Origin of the sequence: Mesorhizobium comanense, from assembly GCF_005503535.1 — a bacterium.
Lineage (GTDB): Bacteria > Pseudomonadota > Alphaproteobacteria > Rhizobiales > Rhizobiaceae > Mesorhizobium > Mesorhizobium comanense.
In genome coordinates, this window is record NZ_SCNN01000021.1 from 99,268 (window position 1) to 115,022 (window position 15,755).

Consider the following 15,755-nt stretch of genomic DNA (forward strand, 5'->3'; position numbering starts at 1 on the left):
CCGTCCTCAGCAAGGATTGACCGGCGGCAGGCCGGCGAGATAGCGGCGCACCTCCTCGGCGGCCTGTTCGGCCGCATAGGTCACGGTGCGCACAGAGGCGCCGGCTATGTGCGGCGTGAGCGTCACATTGGGAAGCTGCAGCAGTGGCCAGTCCGACGGGACGGGTTCGACCGCGAAGGTCTCCAGCATGGCGCTGGCGATCTGTCCCGAGACCAGCGCCTCATAGAGCGCGTCATAATCGACCAGCGGCCCGCGCGCGGTGTTGACGAAGATCACCCCCGGCTTCATCCGCGCGATCGTCTCCTTGCCGATGAGGCCGCGTGTCTCCGCCGTCACCCGCGAATGCAGCGTCACGACATCGGAGCGGGCGAGCAGATCGTCCAGCGCGACCAGCTCGACGCCTGCATTGCGATCCTCCGCACTCAACTGCACATAGGGGTCGCTGACGAGGACATGGCAGCCGAAGGCGCGCAGCAGGCGCACCACCTTGGTGCCGATGTTGCCATAGCCGACCACGCCGACGGTCATTTCGCTGAGTTCGCGGCCGGTGTGGTCAGCGCGGTAGAGATCGCCTCGCCACTCGCCCTTGCGCAAGGCCTCGTGCCCGACCCGGATCAGCCGCGTTTCGGCGAGGATGGCGCCGAGGGTGAACTCGGCCACGGCGGTGGCGTTGCGGCCGGGTACATTGACAACGGTGATGGCGTGCGCCCTGGCCGCGTCCATGTCTATATTAATCGGGCCGCCGCGCGAAACCGCGACAAGCTTCAGCGCCGGCAGGCGCCGCATCATGCCTTCCGAAAGCGGCGCAAGCTGGGTGACGAGGATCTCGGCATCACCGATGAAATCGACGACTTCGTCAGGGTGGCCGAAATACTCCTTGACCTTATCGAGGCCGAGCGCGGGATTGCCGAACTCCATCGGCTCATCGGGCCAGGCCGTCTGCAATGTCCTGATATCGAGATCGCCGGTCGCGGCTTCCTCGATTTTGGCGCGAAACACCTCCGGCAGCATGAAGTTGTCGCCAATGATCGCTATTTTCTTACGCATACTCGACTTCTCAATTTGCCTGCGATGCTGCCATTGCACGCCACACAGGCCGCAGTGCCTGGTGCGCCAACATGTAGGAAGTGGTCATCCTGTCGTAGATAGCGGCGAGCTCCCGGTCGCTCGGCTCGGCCTCGCCGAGCAAGGGCGTCACCCACTCGCCGACACAGTCGTCCATGGACGCATACTGGCCGATGCAGACCGCCGCGATCATCGCCGCGCCGGCGGCGCCGGCCTCCTCGCGGGCACTGGTGCGCGTATCGGCGCCGATGGCCGCACCAAGGATCTTGCGCAGCGCCGGGCTCCTAGCGGCGCCGCCGGTCAGGCGGATTTCGCGCGGCAGCGGGCCCATGGCCGCGTAACAGTCGCGCGCCGCGAACGCCAGGCCTTCGAAGACGGCGCGCACGAGATCGGCATAGCCGTGGCGCGACGAGATGCCGACGAACCCGGCCCTGGCATTGGCATCGACGAACGGCCCGCGCTCGCCGGCTTCCGACACATAGGGCTGGTAGAGCAGCGAAGCCGGTTGCGAGGCCGATATCCAGGCATCGACCAGCGCGATCATCTCGCCGTTGCTGCGGGTTATGCCTTGCGAGGAGAGGATGCCGGAAGCAAGCCCGAGCACCCAGTCGATGTTGAGTGTCGCCGCCATGTTTGACTGCATCTGCGCGAACACGCCGGGCGCCGGCATGGCCATGGTGTAGCCGGTCGCCGCCGCGTTGAGCTGGACATCCTCGGGAGTCTCGGCCAGCCGCATGTGCATGCCGGTGGAGCCTACGATCGAACAGCCGGGCTTGCGCTGGCGGTCGAACAGGCCGGCGCCGAGCGCGGTGCAGACGACATCGACATAGCCGAGCACCACGGGGGTGCCGGCAAGCATGCCGGTGACGCCGGCCGCCGCCGGCGACAGGCCGGCGCTGTGGCTGGTGCCGTCGGTGATGGGCGGCAGAAGATGCCTGAGATCGCCAACGCCGAGCACGTCAAGCACGTCGTCACTGTAGTCTCGGGTGTGGAAATCGCCGAAGGTGAAGGTTCCTTCTGAGGGATCGGTGGCGCGCTCGCCGGTCAGCTTGAAATAGAGCCAGTCCTTGCAGTGAAAGGCGGTCGCAGCCTTGCCCAGCATTTCGGGCATGGTGCGCTTCATGAAGACGAACTGCGATCCCTGCTGGCAGGCAGCGAGGCCGCTGCCGGTCCGTTCGAACCGCAGCCGGTCCTCAGGCCTTGCGCGGATCTCCTCGACCACGGCCGCGGCGCGCGCGTCGAGCCAGAGCCAACCCTTGGCGACCGGCTCGCCCTTGGCATCGATCAGCCATGTCCCGTCGCCCTGCCCGGTCACGGCGATGGCGGCGGTCCTGCTGGCGAGATTGGGAACCTTGTCGGCAAGCTGGCGCAAGGTGGCGGCGGCATCGGCCCAGGTCCGCGCCAGATCCTGTTCGGCACCGCCGCCCGGCAAGGTCTCGTAGTGGTTTGGCAGCGCGGCGGCAGCGATCTGCCGGCCCGACATGTCGAAGGCGATCGACTTGATGACGGAGGTGCCGGCGTCGATGCCGATGAGGAGGTCACGCATCACGCAAGCTCCATGCCGTGCGAGATGGCCGTGCCGCTCGCCTGATCGAAGACATGCAGGTTCTTCGGGTCGATGCTGACCTTGATGGGCGCGCCAAGGTCGAGGCGCGTGCGGTCATGCTCGACCAGCACCAGCGAACCGCCGGCGAAGTCGGCAGCGATGTGGGTCTGGTCGCCGAGCCACTGATTGGCCGAGACCCTGGCCGGCACGCCGTCCTTCGAGCGCCGGACCGCGTAAGGCCTGATGCCGATGACGACCCGCTCGCGGCTGAGCAGTTGGTCGCGGACCGGCGCGCTGAAGGCGTCCCTGTCGTAGTCGAGCGAGAGGCCGTCCGAAAGCCTGAGGTTGATGCGGCCGGCGGTCGCCCCGACAAAGGCCTCGAAGACGTTCATCGGCGGCTCGCCGACGAAGGTGCCGGTGAACAGGTTCGCCGGCCGCTCCTTGATGCGCTCCGGCGTGTCGAACTGCTGCAGCACGCCGCCTTCCATAACGGCAATGCGATCGGCGAGCGCATTGGCCTCGGTCTGGTCGTGGGTGACCAGGATGGCGGTCAGGCCGCGCTCCTTGATGAAGTGCTTGATGCGGCCGCGCAGCACCGCGCGAAGCTGCGGTTCCAACTGCCCCATCGGCTCATCCAGAAGATGCAGGTCGGCATCGCGGATCAGCGCCCGCCCGAGACTGGCGCGCTGCTGCTGGCCGCCGGAGATGGAACTGGGGTAGCGCTCCAGTATGTCCTCGATCTCGAGCAGCTTGGCGATGCTGGCGACCTTGGCGTCGACCTCGCCCTTGGCCAACCGGGCAGCCTTGAGAGCGAAGGCCATGTTTTCGCGCACGGTCAGCGGCGGATAGAGCGAATAGCCTTCGAAGGCCATCGCCACGTTGCGCTTGACCGGAGGCAAGGTGTGGACCTGGCGGCCACCGACCGAGATGGCACCCCGCGAGACCTCCTCGAACCCGGCGATCATGCGCAGTGTCGACGTCTTGCCGCAGCCCGACGAGCCGAGCAGCGCCACGATCTCGCCTCTGGCTATTTCCATCGTCAGCTGCTTGACGGCGTGGACGCCACGGTCGATCGGACCATAGAATTTATCGACGCCCGATATTGTGAGTGCGGTTGGGCTCATGCCGCTTCTCCGTTGCGTAGTTTGACGACATTCTTCGCGCCGATGCGCTCGCCGCTCGAATGATCGAACAGCAAGGCGCTCTTGCCGTCGACGGCGATATGGGCCTTGCCCTCGTCGCGGCCGGCCGTGCCGGCCGGCCGCGAAACCAGGATCTCGCGGCCGCGCACGGTGCGCACGAGGGTCACGATCTTTTCGTTGAGCGGCGTTTCGGCCTCGACCGTGACGGGAATGGCCCCAGGCTCATTCTCGCCGACGAAATGCAGGGCTTCCGGCCTGAGCCCGATGATGCAGTCGCGGCCGATCGCGGTCTCGGGCGCCTCCGCGAGATGGACCTGGACATTGGATAGGCCGACATAGACGCCCCTGGCATCCCGCGCCGGCTTGACGTCGAGCAGATTGATCGTGGGATCGCCGAACAGCCGCGCGATCTCGATGTTGGCGGGCTCGCGATAGATCTGCTCGGGCGTACCGAGTTGCCGGATGGTGCCTTGCGACATCACCGCGATCCGGTCGCCGAGCGCCATGGCTTCCTTGTAGTCCTGGGTGACGTAGAGCACGGTCGCGCCACGGTCGGCGAGCAGGCGCGGCAGCTCCAGCCGCATCTCGAAACGCAGCTTGGCGTCGACATTGCGCAGGGGATCGTCGAGCAGGAGAAGCGGCGGCGAGCCTACCAGGGCGCGGGCAAGCGCGGTGCGCTGCTTCTGGCCGTTGGAGAGCGCGCGCGGCTTGTGGGAAAGCACATGGGCGATCTTCAACAGCTTGGCGACGCTCTCGACACCGGCCTTGATGGCGCCTTGCGAGGACCGCTTGGCCTCCAACGGGGTAGCGATGTTGTCGAACGCACTCATATGCGGGAACAGCGCGAAATTCTGGAACGCCATGCCGATGCCACGGAACTCCGCGTCGACATCGGTCATGTCCTCGCCGCCGATCAGGATTTTCCCCTCATCCGGATCGATGACCCCGGCGATCAGCCTGAGCAGCACGGTCTTGCCGGCGCCCGAGGGACCGAACAGGACCAGCGTCTCGCCGTCGGCGACCGTCAGCGACAGATCGTCGAGGACGGTATGGCTCTTGTAGCGCTTGACGATATTTTTCAGTTCGAGGCTGGCCATGTCTATCCTTTCACCGCGCCGAGCGACAGGCCTTCGACCAGGTAGCGTTGCGCATAGAGGGCAAGCGCCAGCGTCGGCGTGATCGACAGCACGATGGCCGCCGAAATCTGGCCGTACTGGATGCCCGAGGATGTGATGAAGGCGAGCGCGCCGACCGTCACCGGCTGCTTGTCGGCGGAGGCGAGCACCAACGCGAAGACGAAATTGTTCCAGGCGAAGATGAAGGCGAGCAGGCCGGCCGCCGCGATGCCCGGGCCGGCAAGCGGCAGCGCGATCTTGCGGAAGGTCGCGAACCAGGAATGCCCGCCGATGCGGTAGGCATATTCGATGTCGGCCGGGATATCCTCGAAATAGCCGCGCACGATCCACAGGATCAGCGGCAGGCAGATCAGCTGGTAGACCCAGATCAGCCCGATATAGGTGTTGGCCAGCCCGAGCTTCTGGAAATAGAGGGTAAGCGGCAGCAGCACCAGCAGCGCCGGCGCGAACTTGAACGACAGAAGCGTGAAGGCGATGTCCTCGGAGCCACGGAATTTGTGCCGCGCGAAGGCGTAGGCCGCGGGGACGCCGAGCAGAAGCGACACGGCGACGGAGGTAACCGACAGGAACACCGAATTCCACAGGTTGCGCATGAAGGCGATGTCGAGCGTGCCGGCGGCGGTCATCAGCTTGCCGGTGATCAGCGCCGTATAGTTGGCGAGCGTCGGCTCGAAGATCAGCTGCGGCGGGATGCGCAGGATCGTCTCGTTGGTCTGGAACGACATCATGAAGATCCAGAGGATCGGGAACATGAAGAAGATCACCACCAGCGTCAGGGCCAAGCCACGCAGGATGCGTTCGATGAGAGAGGTGTGTTCCATCGCCGCCCCCTATGCCTGCCCACGGGCGCGTTCGCGCAGCCGCAGCCAGTTCTTGATGAAGATGTTGGAGAGGAAATAGGTGATCGCCCACAGGATGATCATCAGCGCCGCCGAACGGCCGACATTGGTCGACTGGAAGAAGTTGAGATAGGCCTCGACCTGGAAGACGGTCAGCGTGTCGCCGGGCCCGCCCTGGGTCATGGCGTAGATAATGTCGAACTGCTGGATGGAATCGAGCAGGCGAAACAGCGTCGCCGTCAGTATGTAGGGCGTCAGCATCGGCAGCGTGATGCGGAAGAAGACGAAGCTCCGCGGCACGCCGTCGAGCGCCGCGGCCTCGAAGGGTTGCGTCGGCAGGCTGCGCAGCCCGGCAAGCAGCAGGATCATGATGAAGGGCGTGTAGACCCAGATATCGACCAGCACCACGGTGAACAGCGCCGTCGACGGCGACGAGGCCCAGCGGAAATCGTGCAGCCCGATGAGGCTGGCAAGGTAGCTCAAGACACCGAAGCCGGGGTTGGTCATCAGCTTCCACATCAGCGCGGCAAGCGCGGGCGCCGTCATCAGCGGCATCAACAGCATGATGGAGATGAAGTTGTTCAGCGTCGATCGCTTCTGCAGCAGCATTGCGATGGCGAGGCCCAGAAGCAGTTCCAGCACGACCGTGGTGCCGGCATAGAGCAGCGAGACCTTGAGCGTGTTCCAGAACTTCGGATCGGTGAAGAAGGAGATGTAGTTGTCGCCCCAGTTGAACTGGCGCGCCCATGGCTGGCTCAGCCTGTAGCGCTGGAACGAGTAGACGACCGAAGTCAGGAACGGGATCAGGATGCCGATGCAGACGAGCAAGGCCGGCAGGCTGAGCACATAGGGCAGCACCCGCTTGCTGATCCTGAAGCCGGACGGCCCGGCCCTGTGGGTTGTTGCGGCAGTCATCCGCTGCTCCGTGATCCCTGTTGTCGCGCCCAGCCGGCCGCCTGAGGGAGCCAGGCGGCCGGGGGGCGAATTGGCGGCGCGCTTTCGAGCATCGGATTTCCCAAGACCGGATTCCGCTTTCGGGGTCCGATGCCGCAGGCGCCGCGTCGCAGACGTAAAATGGTGAAGTGGAGTGGCCCGCCGGGGCGGGCCAGCTCCGGCGACAGCCTCAGCCCAGACCAGCTTCCTTGAGCTGGCCGTTGATGCTCTCGGCCAGCTTGTCCAGGCCCTCGTCGACCGGCAATTCCTTGGCCACCATCTTCTGCAGCGTCGCCGCCCATTCGGTGGTGAGGTCGAAGAACAGCGGCTGCGCGGTGAACTTGATCGAGGCGCCGGCGGCCGAGGCGTCGAACATCTCGACATAGCCCGGATAGCTCTTGTTCAGCTTCTCGCGGAACATCTCGTCCTTCCAGACCGACTGGCGGACCGGATCGACGAAATCCATCTTGGTGGCGCCGAACAGAGCGTGCTCGGGACCCGAGGCCCATTGCAGGAAATACCAGGTCGCGTCCTTGTCCTTGGAGAAGTTGGACATCGCCAGCGACCAGATCCAGATGTTGGGCGTCGAGGCCTTGGCTTCCGGGTTGGCGGTGAAGGCGGCATAGGCAAGCTTGCCCGCCATCTTGTTGTCGCCGCCATTCATGAAGTAGCCGAGGCAGTCGGCGTCGAAGATCATCGCCGAGGCGCCGGCGCCGAGGTCGGTGCCGACCTGGTACCAGGTGTAGGTCGACCAATCCTTGGGGCCGCTCTCCTGGATCATCTGCACCCATTTGGCATGGAAGGCCTTTGAGCCGGCGGTGTTCATGGCCGCCGACAATTTGCCGTCGGCAGAGACGTTGAGATCCTTCTCGTTGAAGTTGGCATAGGCCGACAGGAAGCCCGGATGGATCGTCGCCCAGGAGCGCGAGCCGCGCACGCCGATGCCGTAGACGCCGCCGCCAATGTCCTTCTGCAGCTTCGCCGCCGTCGCGATCATCTCATCCATGTTGCCCGGAACGCCGACGCCGGCCTTGTCGAACATACCCTTGTTGTAGGTGATGTTGTTCTGCTCGAAAGCCCACGGAATGCACCACTGCTTGGCATCCTCGGAGCCGAGCGCGCCGCCCGGCTTGCCGTTCCAGGCGCAGGACGACCTCACCCCCGGCAACATATCGTCCCAGGCATAGTTCGGGTTGGTCTTGGCGGGATCCTTGATCCATTCGTTCAGGTCGGCGATCCAGCCGGCGGGACCATAGGTCCAGGTCATGTAGGCGCCGGTCATGAAGGCGTCGTATTCGGGCGAACTCGCCGACAGCGCGGCGGTGACCTTGTCGAAATAGACATCCTCGGGAAACACGTCATAGACGACGTTCATGCCGGTCAGCTGCTTGAAGTTCTCCAGGTCGGCGATCATCGCGTCGGCATAGGGATGCTTGTTGAGCAGCAGCTTGATGGTCTTGCCCTTGTGCGCCTTCCAGTCGAAGTCGGCGGCCAGCGCACGGGTCTGCCCCAGGTTGAGCAGCGTGCCGGCGGTGCCGGCCGCAAGGCCCATCGCACCCAGGCCCTTGATCAGTCCACGACGGTCGACTTGTCCACGCAGGAAGGCGTCTATGAGGTCTTTCTCTTTCTCATGCATTTCGTCTTCTCCTCCACAGGGTAGTTTCAACTGAACTGTTGCCGGCTACCCGACCGGCGTCTCTTCCAGGAGCGATCGTGCCGTCCGCTCGTCCGATATGAGGCCCTTGAGATAGCGGCCCTCCAGCACCGACTTGATGGCACGAACCTTGATCTTGCCGCCGGCGACGGCAACGATGCGGCGGCTGGCTATGTCCTCACGCGACAGCGCCAGCGCCCGGTCGGAAACGGTGGTGGCGACCGCCTTGCCGGCATCATCGAAGAAGTGGCCGAGCAACTCTCCGACACCGCCATTGCGCCGGATTTCCTCCATCTCGCCCTTCTCGATCATGCCGGTGGCGACCAGCGACGCCTCGCGCTCGGACGTGCCTATGCCGGCGAACAGCAGGTCAGCGGAGCGGGCGAGATCGAAGACCTCGCTGATGCCTTTCTGCCCGAGCAGCACGGCGCGATCCTCGGCGGTGTTGGCGAACATCGGCACCGGCATGACATAGGCCTCGGCCCCGGTGCGCTCGGCCAGCCGATGGATCACGTCATGCGGGTTGGCCGAGAATTTCCGCGTCAGGCCGCCCAGCAGCGACACGAAGCGAATCCGGTCCGTGGAGGTGCGCGGCAGGTATTCCACGCAGGCGGCGAGCGTGCGGCCATGGCCGACACCGATCAGCGCCTCTTCGCCACGCTCGATCTCGCGCTTGAGGAATTGCGCGCCGGCAATGCCGAGCGCCTTGAGCGGCAGATCCTCGGAATCGAAATCCGGAACCACCTCGCAATAGTCGAGACCGTAGCGGCGCGACAGCTCGTCCTCGAGCTGGACGCATTCGGAGACTTCACCGTCGATATAGACCTTCACCAACCCTTCCTGGTTGGCCTTGGTGATGAGGCGATGGGCCTTGAGGCTGGTCAGCCCCAACCGCTTGGCAACCTCGGACTGGGTCAGGCCGCCGGCATAGTGAAGCCATGCGGCACGCGCCGCCATGCTGCTCTCATCGTCACGCAAGAGGCCGTTCCCAAATCCAACCACGTTCCGTCCCATTGATATTTTTATCAGTTGATGCAAAATTTTTCATACAGGCTTGGCTAAGTCAAGCGGGGCAATCGGCAAAAATCGCATGCGCCTTGAAACAGGCTTCAGCCTGCCGGGCCGAAACGACCAGCAGGAACGGCCCGGCGATTGAGCGCCAGGCCATTTCAACTCATTGTTTTTTGGAAAGAATTCTCAAATCGCGCGCTTACGGCCGCTTCGCCTGAAACTGAAGCCGCGACTTGCGGTCGTCACTGGCTCGCCATGCCCGCGCGAACACGCGCCCCGCGCCGGCAGGGCCGCGCCGGACGAGGATGATCCAGCGGCCTCAGCCGATTCCTATTGGAGCGTGCGCTGCGCGGATGCCGCCAGATGATGGGGGACGCCGGCGCCGGCATCTTCCGCGCCAAGCGCGCGATCGAGGCCGGTCGCCACCACGGAGACCCTGAAGCGGCCTTCCATGCCCTTGTCGAAGATCGCGCCGACGATGATGTCGGCGTCCTCGTAGACCTCCTCGCGGATACGGGTGGCGGCCTCGTCGACCTCGAACAGGGTCATGTCCCTGCCGCCCGATATCGACACCAGCACGCCCTTGGCGCCCTTCATCGACACTTCGTCGAGCAGCGGGTTGGCGATCGCCGCCTCCGCCGCCTTCATCGCACGGGCCTCGCCGGACGCTTCGCCGGTGCCCATCATGGCGCGCCCCATGCCGCGCATCACCGACTTGACGTCGGCGAAGTCGAGATTGATCAGGCCTTCCTTGACGATGAGGTCGGTGATGCAGCTGACGCCGGAATAGAGCACGCGGTCGGCGATGACGAAGGCATCGGCGAAGGTGGTCTTGGCATCGGCGATGCGAAACAGGTTCTGATTGGGGATCACGATCACCGTGTCGGCGGCCTCGCGCAGCCGCTCGATGCCCTCCTCGGCCATCTGCATGCGGCGACGGCCTTCGAAGGTGAACGGCTTGGTGACGACGCCCACCGTCAGTATGCCGGCCTTGCGCGCCGCCTGCGCGATGATCGGAGCCGCACCGGTGCCGGTGCCGCCGCCCATGCCGGCGGTGACGAAACACATATGCGTGCCGGCCAAGTGGTCCATGATCTCGTCGAGCGATTCCTCGGCCGCCGCGCGGCCGACCTCGGGCAAGGAGCCGGCACCAAGGCCTTCGGTGACGTGCGCGCCAAGCTGGATCAGCCGCGTCGCCTTGGACATGGTCAATGCCTGGGCATCGGTGTTGGCGGCTATGAATTCGGTGCCCTGAAGCTGCTCCGCGATCATGTTGTTGATGGCGTTGCCGCCACCGCCACCGACGCCGATAACGGTGATCTTGGGTCTCATCTCGGAGATTTCCGGCTTCTTGAACTCGGCCATGCTGCTTCTCCTTCGGCAATTGCGCGCGCTTCACGGCCCATCCGCAGACTGCCTGCAAGGCATTGCAATCGAGCGGCGTGACGCGAATCAGTCCGTCCGGATGGGTGCCCCAAAAAGCCAGAGAGCGGCCGCGCGTGCAAGTGCGCACGAGGTCAAGATTTGTGATCAGCGGATGCGCGACCGGCTGCCCTTGGGGCCGGTCGCTCTCAGGACAGCTTGCGATCCGCAGCCTGGCTCGTCGCCCGCTCCAGGATCGGCATCATCAGCGCGAACAGTTCTGCCTGCGATGAAAGGCTGCACTTGTTGTAAAGCTGCTTGCGAAAGACCTTCACCGTTTGCGGGCTGACACCGAGGTTCAATCCGATCGACGGCGAGGAGTGTCCCTGCAGGATAAGCAGCGCCACTTCGGCCTGGCGCTTGCTCAACAGCACATTGTGGTGCGTGCGCATCGCCGCGATCAGGCTGTCGGTGATCGACACGGATCGCGGGGCGACCGCGGGCGGCGCTTCGGCGACGGCCCAATGGGCACGCAGCAACGCCATGATCGCGGGTTCGTGCGCGCGCAGGCATTCCTCCGCCTTGACCGCGAAGGCCTGGCCGGAAGAGCCGTCCTTGCCCATCGAAATGGTGATGGTCGCGTTCTCTCCGATCGGCAGCACGACGGAAATTTCGTCGGTGATGCCGATGCGCCCGTAATACCACTTGAAGTAGCGACTGCGGCGAAACTGGTCCGGCGCGACGTCGAGAAGCCGATAGAGCCCCGGCGCGCCGCGCCGCAGATGAAAATGATAAATCGGATCAAGCAGATAGGCCGCCGGCAGATATTGTTCGGCCAGATAGCGAAACACATCCGGGCCATAGATCTTCTTGTAGAGCACGCTGGGGACCGCGGTGCCCGAGAAGACGATGACGATCACATTATCGTAGCTGAGGCAGCGCCGCAGATACTCGGTCATTGCGGGATAGAACTCGCGCTTGCCGAGCGCATCCATGGCCAGCGCCAGGCCTTCGAAAATGGACTTTGTCACCAATCATACCCCGATGGGGGTATATACCCCCAAGAAATGATGCCCCTAGTGTAAAACAAAAAAAACAGGGGTACGAGAGACTTGTCCAATTTGCCATCAAAGAGCGCCTGCAGGCCGATATCGCGGCGCGGAGCTCTGCCGCGATGAAGCGCCCAGTCGATCATGGCGCCATGGCCGTTTCAGGCTACACGGTTCCCTGGCATACGGCGGCCGGCACACCCGTCGCCCTTCATGTCTCGTCATCACGCCCGGTGCGCCAGGTGCGGATCGTGCGGCTCGACACGCCCTCCCCCGAGTTCATGGACTGGCCGGTCGAGCCAACCGGCAATGCCGCTGCCCACCGCGATTTCGATCATGGCTCCTTCCTGAAGGTCGCAGCCACAGAACTGGCCAAGGCCGGGGAAATCACCAGCGTCAGCTTCGAGATCCACCTCACACGCAACGATGGTGCCCGTGCGTTGTTCGAAAGCGGAAACCTGCGTTTGGGGCTGCGGGAGGGGCGCCTGACAGCGGAGATCGACGGCAAGCTGCTCGAAGCCGGCGCGCCCTTGCCCGCGAACACCTGGCTCGCCGTCGAGATTCTCAAGGATGGGGGCCAGACGGTGCTACGCCTCAGCTCCGACGATCTCCTGTCGCCCTTTGTCCTGCATCGTCGCTTCGACCGGCCCTGGTCCCTGTCCGGCGACATGGTGTTCGGCGCCGGCGCCGCGAACGACGTCAGATCGCTGAACGCGAAATTCTCGGCGATCGCCCTGCAGACCGCGGCCGGCCGCATCGGCTGGACGTTCCCGACCTTGCTGCCGCGTGGCCCGATCGCCTCGACAGGCGCGGACCCGGTACTCTTTCTGGAGGCCGTCAACCAGCCGGCATTCTGCATGACCTCGCGACGCTGGGACGGGTCTAGCTTCGATCCGCGTCTGGTGCCGTCGCATTACGATGCGGTGCATTGCCATGACGACGACATCGGCGCGCTGCATTGGCCCGCATCTTACCGGTTGCAGGCTCCCGCCGAGGCATCGGCCGGCGTCTACGCCTTCGAGGTCGGCCATGACGCGGGATCGGAGCGCATCGTCTTTTTCATCACCTCGTCGGCACGCCAGGCGCCGCTGCTGTTCCTGGTGCCGACCGCCACCTATCTTGCCTATGCCGACGAATTCCTGCCGGCGCATCTCTATGAATGGATGTGCGAGGACCGTGGCCATCGCTTCGCCATCGATAACAATCTGAAGTCGCTCTACGACTACCATAGCGACCTCAGTGGCGTGTCGATCGCTTCCTACAAGAAGCCGAAGACAACGCTGCGCGACGACTACAATTACCCGCTGTGCGGCTGCCCGCACAATCTGCCGGTCGACCTGCATTTCCTGCGCTTCTGCCACGCCAACGGCATCGCCTTCGATCTCATCACCGACCGCGACCTGCATGAGCGCGGCGTCGCGGGCCTGCAGGGCTATCGGGCTGTCATCACCGGCAGCCATCCCGAATACATGTCGGTCGAGATGGAACACGCGCTGCGCCAGTTCGCGGCCTCGGGCGGCAGCATCGCCTATCTCGGCGGCAATGGCTTTGCCGGCAAGGTGGCATTCCAGGATGACCTGATGGAGCTGCGCCGTTCGCCGCTCGAGGCGGGCCGGACCTGGGACGGGCCGATCGCCGAACAGTCGCTGTCGATCACCAACCAGCCGGGCGGCCATCTGCGCGCAAGCGGGCGTGGCGAGTTCTCGCTGACCGGCGTCGCCATCTCGCTGATGGGCTTCGACACCGCGCGGCCCTTCACCCGCACGCCGCAAAGCCACAACGCGTCCGTGGCGTGGCTCTTCGAGGGCGTCGCCGGCGAAACCTTCGGCGACGAAGGTATCGTGCTCGGTGGCGCGGCTGGCTACGAGGTCGATGCCACGGATACGCATCTCGGCACCCATCCCGATACGATCGTCATTGCGCGTGCAACCGGCTTTCCGGACAGCTTCGTCCACGACGCCACACGCTGGTACGAGGGTGGTTCGGAAGAACGCGCGTCAAGGCGCTGCGCGGAGATGACGCTTCGCCATCTGCCTTCGGGCGGCCTGATCTTCAGCGCGAGTTCGGTCGCCTGGTGCGGTGGATTGCCGGCGGGCGACGCCATGAACGATGTCGGCAGGATCACCAGGAATTTGCTGACGCGCCTGGCCTCGGCAAAGAGCCGGCCAACTCCGGATCGAGAGTAGAAAAGCGAAACCCGGCACGCCAGCCGGCCGGGTTCGATGGAATAACGACAGGTCAACATCACACTTTGGGAACAAGGATCAGAACAATGGGAAACAGAAGACATTTCATCGGGGCGGTCGCCCTTCTTGCACTCGCGGCGGCAATGCCGTTCACGGCAAGGTCGGCGAAGGCCCAGGACCTGCCGGTCGAACCGGGCGTGTTCAAGCTCGCGATCTCGCCGTGGCTTGGCTACGGCATGTGGTACATCGCCCAGGAAAAGGGCTTCTTCAAAGCCAACGGCCTGGAAGGCGTCGAACTCACCAATTTCGTCGAGGACAAGGACATGGGCGCGGCTGTCGCCGCCGGGCAGGTCGACGGCGACAATGAATCCATCCAGCAATTGCTGGCCAAGGTGCAGGCCGGCATCCCGGTCAAGGGCGTGCTGCTGCTCGACGCCAGCACCAAGGCGGACGCCATCCTGGTCAATGGCGACATCAAGACGGTGGCCGACCTCAAGGGAAAGCAGGTCGCATTCGAGCGCGGTTCGACCAGCGATCTCTTGCTCAACTATGTGCTGCAGAAGAATGGCATGACCATCGATGACGTCAGCGTGCTGCCGATGCCGGCGGCCAGCGCCGGCACCTCGATCATCTCGGGCACCGTTCCGGCCGCCGTGACCTATGAGCCCTACATCTCCGCCGCGATCGGCGCCGACAAGAACATCAAGGTGCTGGCCGAGGCCGGCGAGGCGCCCGGCCTGATCAGCGACGTGCTGGCCGTGCCGGAAGAGACGCTGAAGAAGAAGCCGGGCCAGGTGCAGGCCATGCTGAAAAGCTGGGACCAGGCGCTGGACTATTACCGCGCCCACACCGAGGAAGGCCGCGCGATCATCGCCAAGGGCGTCGGCGCCGAGCCGGCGGACCTCGCGACCGCCTTCGACGGCGTGTCGTATTATTCGGTCGCCGAAAGCCAGAAGGCCCTGAACGGCGTGTTCAAGTCCGACACCTATCCCGGCATCGTCAAGGCGGCGATCGCGGCCAAGCTGATCGACAAGGACATCGCCTACGACACGGCCATCGACCCGAGCGTGGCGCATTCCAAGTAATCGCCCGCGAAGTGGAAGGCGGGCCAGTCGCGGCCCTGCCTTCCCATCGCCCTGGCGGGAAGACATCCAGACATGACCAGCACCGACGTCCAAGTCGTCCTGACGTTCGATTTCGATGGCTATTCGACATGGATCGGCAGCCACCGCGCGACGTCGCCGAGCATGCTTTCGCGCGGCGAGTTCGATCCGATCGGCGCACGCCGCATCCTCGGCGTGCTGGAAGAGTTCGGCATCAAGGCGACCTTCTTCGTGCCCGGCCATTCCGCGCTGGCCTTCCCGCCGGTCGTGCGCGCCTTCCGCGATGGCGGCCACGAGATCGGCCATCACGGCTGGGTCCATGAAAACCCTGTGCTTTTGACGCGCGAGGAAGAGCGTACCGTCCTGCTGAGAGGCCTGGACGCGCTCGACACGGTGGCTAGCGTAAGGCCATGCGGCTACCGGTCGCCGGCCTGGGACAACAGCCCGTCCACGGTCGAACTGCTGCTCGAGCTCGGCTTCGAATATGAAAGCTCGATGATGGGCAACGACCACGAGCCCTATTGGTGCCGGATCGGCGATGCCTGGTCGGCGACGGAAGAATTCCGTTTCGGCAAACCGGTCAACCTCGTCGAAATGCCTGTCGCCTGGCATCTGGACGACTTTCCGCAATTCGAATTCCTGGCGACCGACAGGGGCTATTTGCCTGGCGGCCGCGCGCCGTCGACGGCGCTGGAAATCTGGAAGGCGGAATTCGACTTCCTCTACCAC

Annotated in this window: 13 protein-coding genes; 3 read left to right on the plus strand and 10 right to left on the minus strand. The window is 64.5% G+C overall.

Annotated features, from left to right (window positions below; genetic code table 11):
• Window positions 1-6: 6 nt before the first annotated feature.
• The 10 genes from FFS37_RS27805 to FFS37_RS27850 form a co-directional block, all read right to left on the minus strand.
• On the minus strand, window positions 7-1,047 hold the full coding sequence (locus FFS37_RS27805; protein ID WP_137934182.1) for a 2-hydroxyacid dehydrogenase: 1,041 nt from the start codon (window positions 1,045-1,047) through the stop codon (window positions 7-9).
• A gap of 10 nt (window positions 1,048-1,057) precedes the next feature.
• Window positions 1,058-2,611 carry an FGGY-family carbohydrate kinase gene (locus FFS37_RS27810; protein WP_137934183.1) on the minus strand — a complete coding sequence of 518 codons (1,554 nt, stop codon included), beginning with the start codon at window positions 2,609-2,611 and terminating at the stop codon, window positions 1,058-1,060.
• Window positions 2,611-3,735, minus strand: coding sequence for an ABC transporter ATP-binding protein (locus tag FFS37_RS27815; RefSeq protein WP_137934184.1), 1,125 nt, complete (start codon window positions 3,733-3,735; stop codon window positions 2,611-2,613). The genes FFS37_RS27810 and FFS37_RS27815 overlap by 1 nt, the downstream gene beginning before the upstream one ends.
• The gene (locus FFS37_RS27820) at window positions 3,732-4,850 is read right to left on the minus strand and encodes an ABC transporter ATP-binding protein (protein ID WP_137934185.1); all 1,119 of its coding nucleotides are present in this window, start codon (window positions 4,848-4,850) and stop codon (window positions 3,732-3,734) included. The genes FFS37_RS27815 and FFS37_RS27820 overlap by 4 nt, the downstream gene beginning before the upstream one ends.
• 2 nt (window positions 4,851-4,852) lie before the next feature.
• Entirely contained in the window at window positions 4,853-5,710 is an 858-nt protein-coding gene (locus tag FFS37_RS27825; protein ID WP_137934186.1) for a carbohydrate ABC transporter permease, read from the minus strand.
• 9 nt (window positions 5,711-5,719) lie between these two features.
• A complete protein-coding gene (locus FFS37_RS27830) occupies window positions 5,720-6,643 on the minus strand; it encodes a carbohydrate ABC transporter permease (protein ID WP_137934187.1) in 924 nt (307 codons plus the stop codon).
• Between the two features lie 208 nt (window positions 6,644-6,851).
• The gene (locus FFS37_RS27835) at window positions 6,852-8,297 is read right to left on the minus strand and encodes an ABC transporter substrate-binding protein (RefSeq protein ID WP_137934188.1); all 1,446 of its coding nucleotides are present in this window, start codon (window positions 8,295-8,297) and stop codon (window positions 6,852-6,854) included.
• Between the two features lie 45 nt (window positions 8,298-8,342).
• Complete coding sequence (locus tag FFS37_RS27840) at window positions 8,343-9,329, minus strand: sugar-binding transcriptional regulator (RefSeq protein WP_137934189.1); 987 nt, start codon at window positions 9,327-9,329, stop codon at window positions 8,343-8,345.
• Between the two features lie 327 nt (window positions 9,330-9,656).
• A complete protein-coding gene (gene ftsZ, locus FFS37_RS27845) occupies window positions 9,657-10,691 on the minus strand; it encodes a cell division protein FtsZ (protein WP_137934190.1) in 1,035 nt (344 codons plus the stop codon).
• Window positions 10,692-10,897: 206 nt separating this feature from the next.
• On the minus strand, window positions 10,898-11,719 hold the full coding sequence (locus FFS37_RS27850) for a LuxR C-terminal-related transcriptional regulator (protein ID WP_232375788.1): 822 nt from the start codon (window positions 11,717-11,719) through the stop codon (window positions 10,898-10,900).
• A 143-nt stretch (window positions 11,720-11,862) separates the two neighbouring features.
• On the opposite strand from FFS37_RS27850, the gene FFS37_RS27855 reads away from it, so the two are divergent.
• From FFS37_RS27855 to FFS37_RS27865, 3 genes are all read left to right on the plus strand, one after another.
• Window positions 11,863-13,923: a N,N-dimethylformamidase beta subunit family domain-containing protein gene (locus FFS37_RS27855; RefSeq protein WP_137934192.1), complete on the plus strand. Its 2,061-nt coding sequence runs from the start codon at window positions 11,863-11,865 to the stop codon at window positions 13,921-13,923.
• Between the two features lie 86 nt (window positions 13,924-14,009).
• The gene (locus tag FFS37_RS27860; RefSeq protein ID WP_137934193.1) at window positions 14,010-15,008 is read left to right on the plus strand and encodes an ABC transporter substrate-binding protein; all 999 of its coding nucleotides are present in this window, start codon (window positions 14,010-14,012) and stop codon (window positions 15,006-15,008) included.
• A 72-nt stretch (window positions 15,009-15,080) separates the two neighbouring features.
• The coding region (locus FFS37_RS27865) for a polysaccharide deacetylase family protein (RefSeq protein ID WP_137934194.1) at window positions 15,081-15,755 on the plus strand (675 nt) is incomplete at its 3' end.

Coding starts and splice junctions, on each gene's coding strand:
- FFS37_RS27805 (WP_137934182.1), bottom strand. CDS start 1,047: ATGCGTAAGAAAATAGCGATCATTGGCGACAACTTCATGCTGCCGGAG.
- FFS37_RS27810 (WP_137934183.1), bottom strand. CDS start 2,611: ATGCGTGACCTCCTCATCGGCATCGACGCCGGCACCTCCGTCATCAAG.
- FFS37_RS27815 (WP_137934184.1), bottom strand. CDS start 3,735: ATGAGCCCAACCGCACTCACAATATCGGGCGTCGATAAATTCTATGGT.
- FFS37_RS27820 (WP_137934185.1), bottom strand. CDS start 4,850: ATGGCCAGCCTCGAACTGAAAAATATCGTCAAGCGCTACAAGAGCCAT.
- FFS37_RS27825 (WP_137934186.1), bottom strand. CDS start 5,710: ATGGAACACACCTCTCTCATCGAACGCATCCTGCGTGGCTTGGCCCTG.
- FFS37_RS27830 (WP_137934187.1), bottom strand. CDS start 6,643: ATGACTGCCGCAACAACCCACAGGGCCGGGCCGTCCGGCTTCAGGATC.
- FFS37_RS27835 (WP_137934188.1), bottom strand. CDS start 8,297: ATGCATGAGAAAGAGAAAGACCTCATAGACGCCTTCCTGCGTGGACAA.
- FFS37_RS27840 (WP_137934189.1), bottom strand. CDS start 9,329: ATGGGACGGAACGTGGTTGGATTTGGGAACGGCCTCTTGCGTGACGAT.
- ftsZ (WP_137934190.1), bottom strand. CDS start 10,691: ATGGCCGAGTTCAAGAAGCCGGAAATCTCCGAGATGAGACCCAAGATC.
- FFS37_RS27855 (WP_137934192.1), top strand. CDS start 11,863: ATGAAGCGCCCAGTCGATCATGGCGCCATGGCCGTTTCAGGCTACACG.
- FFS37_RS27860 (WP_137934193.1), top strand. CDS start 14,010: ATGGGAAACAGAAGACATTTCATCGGGGCGGTCGCCCTTCTTGCACTC.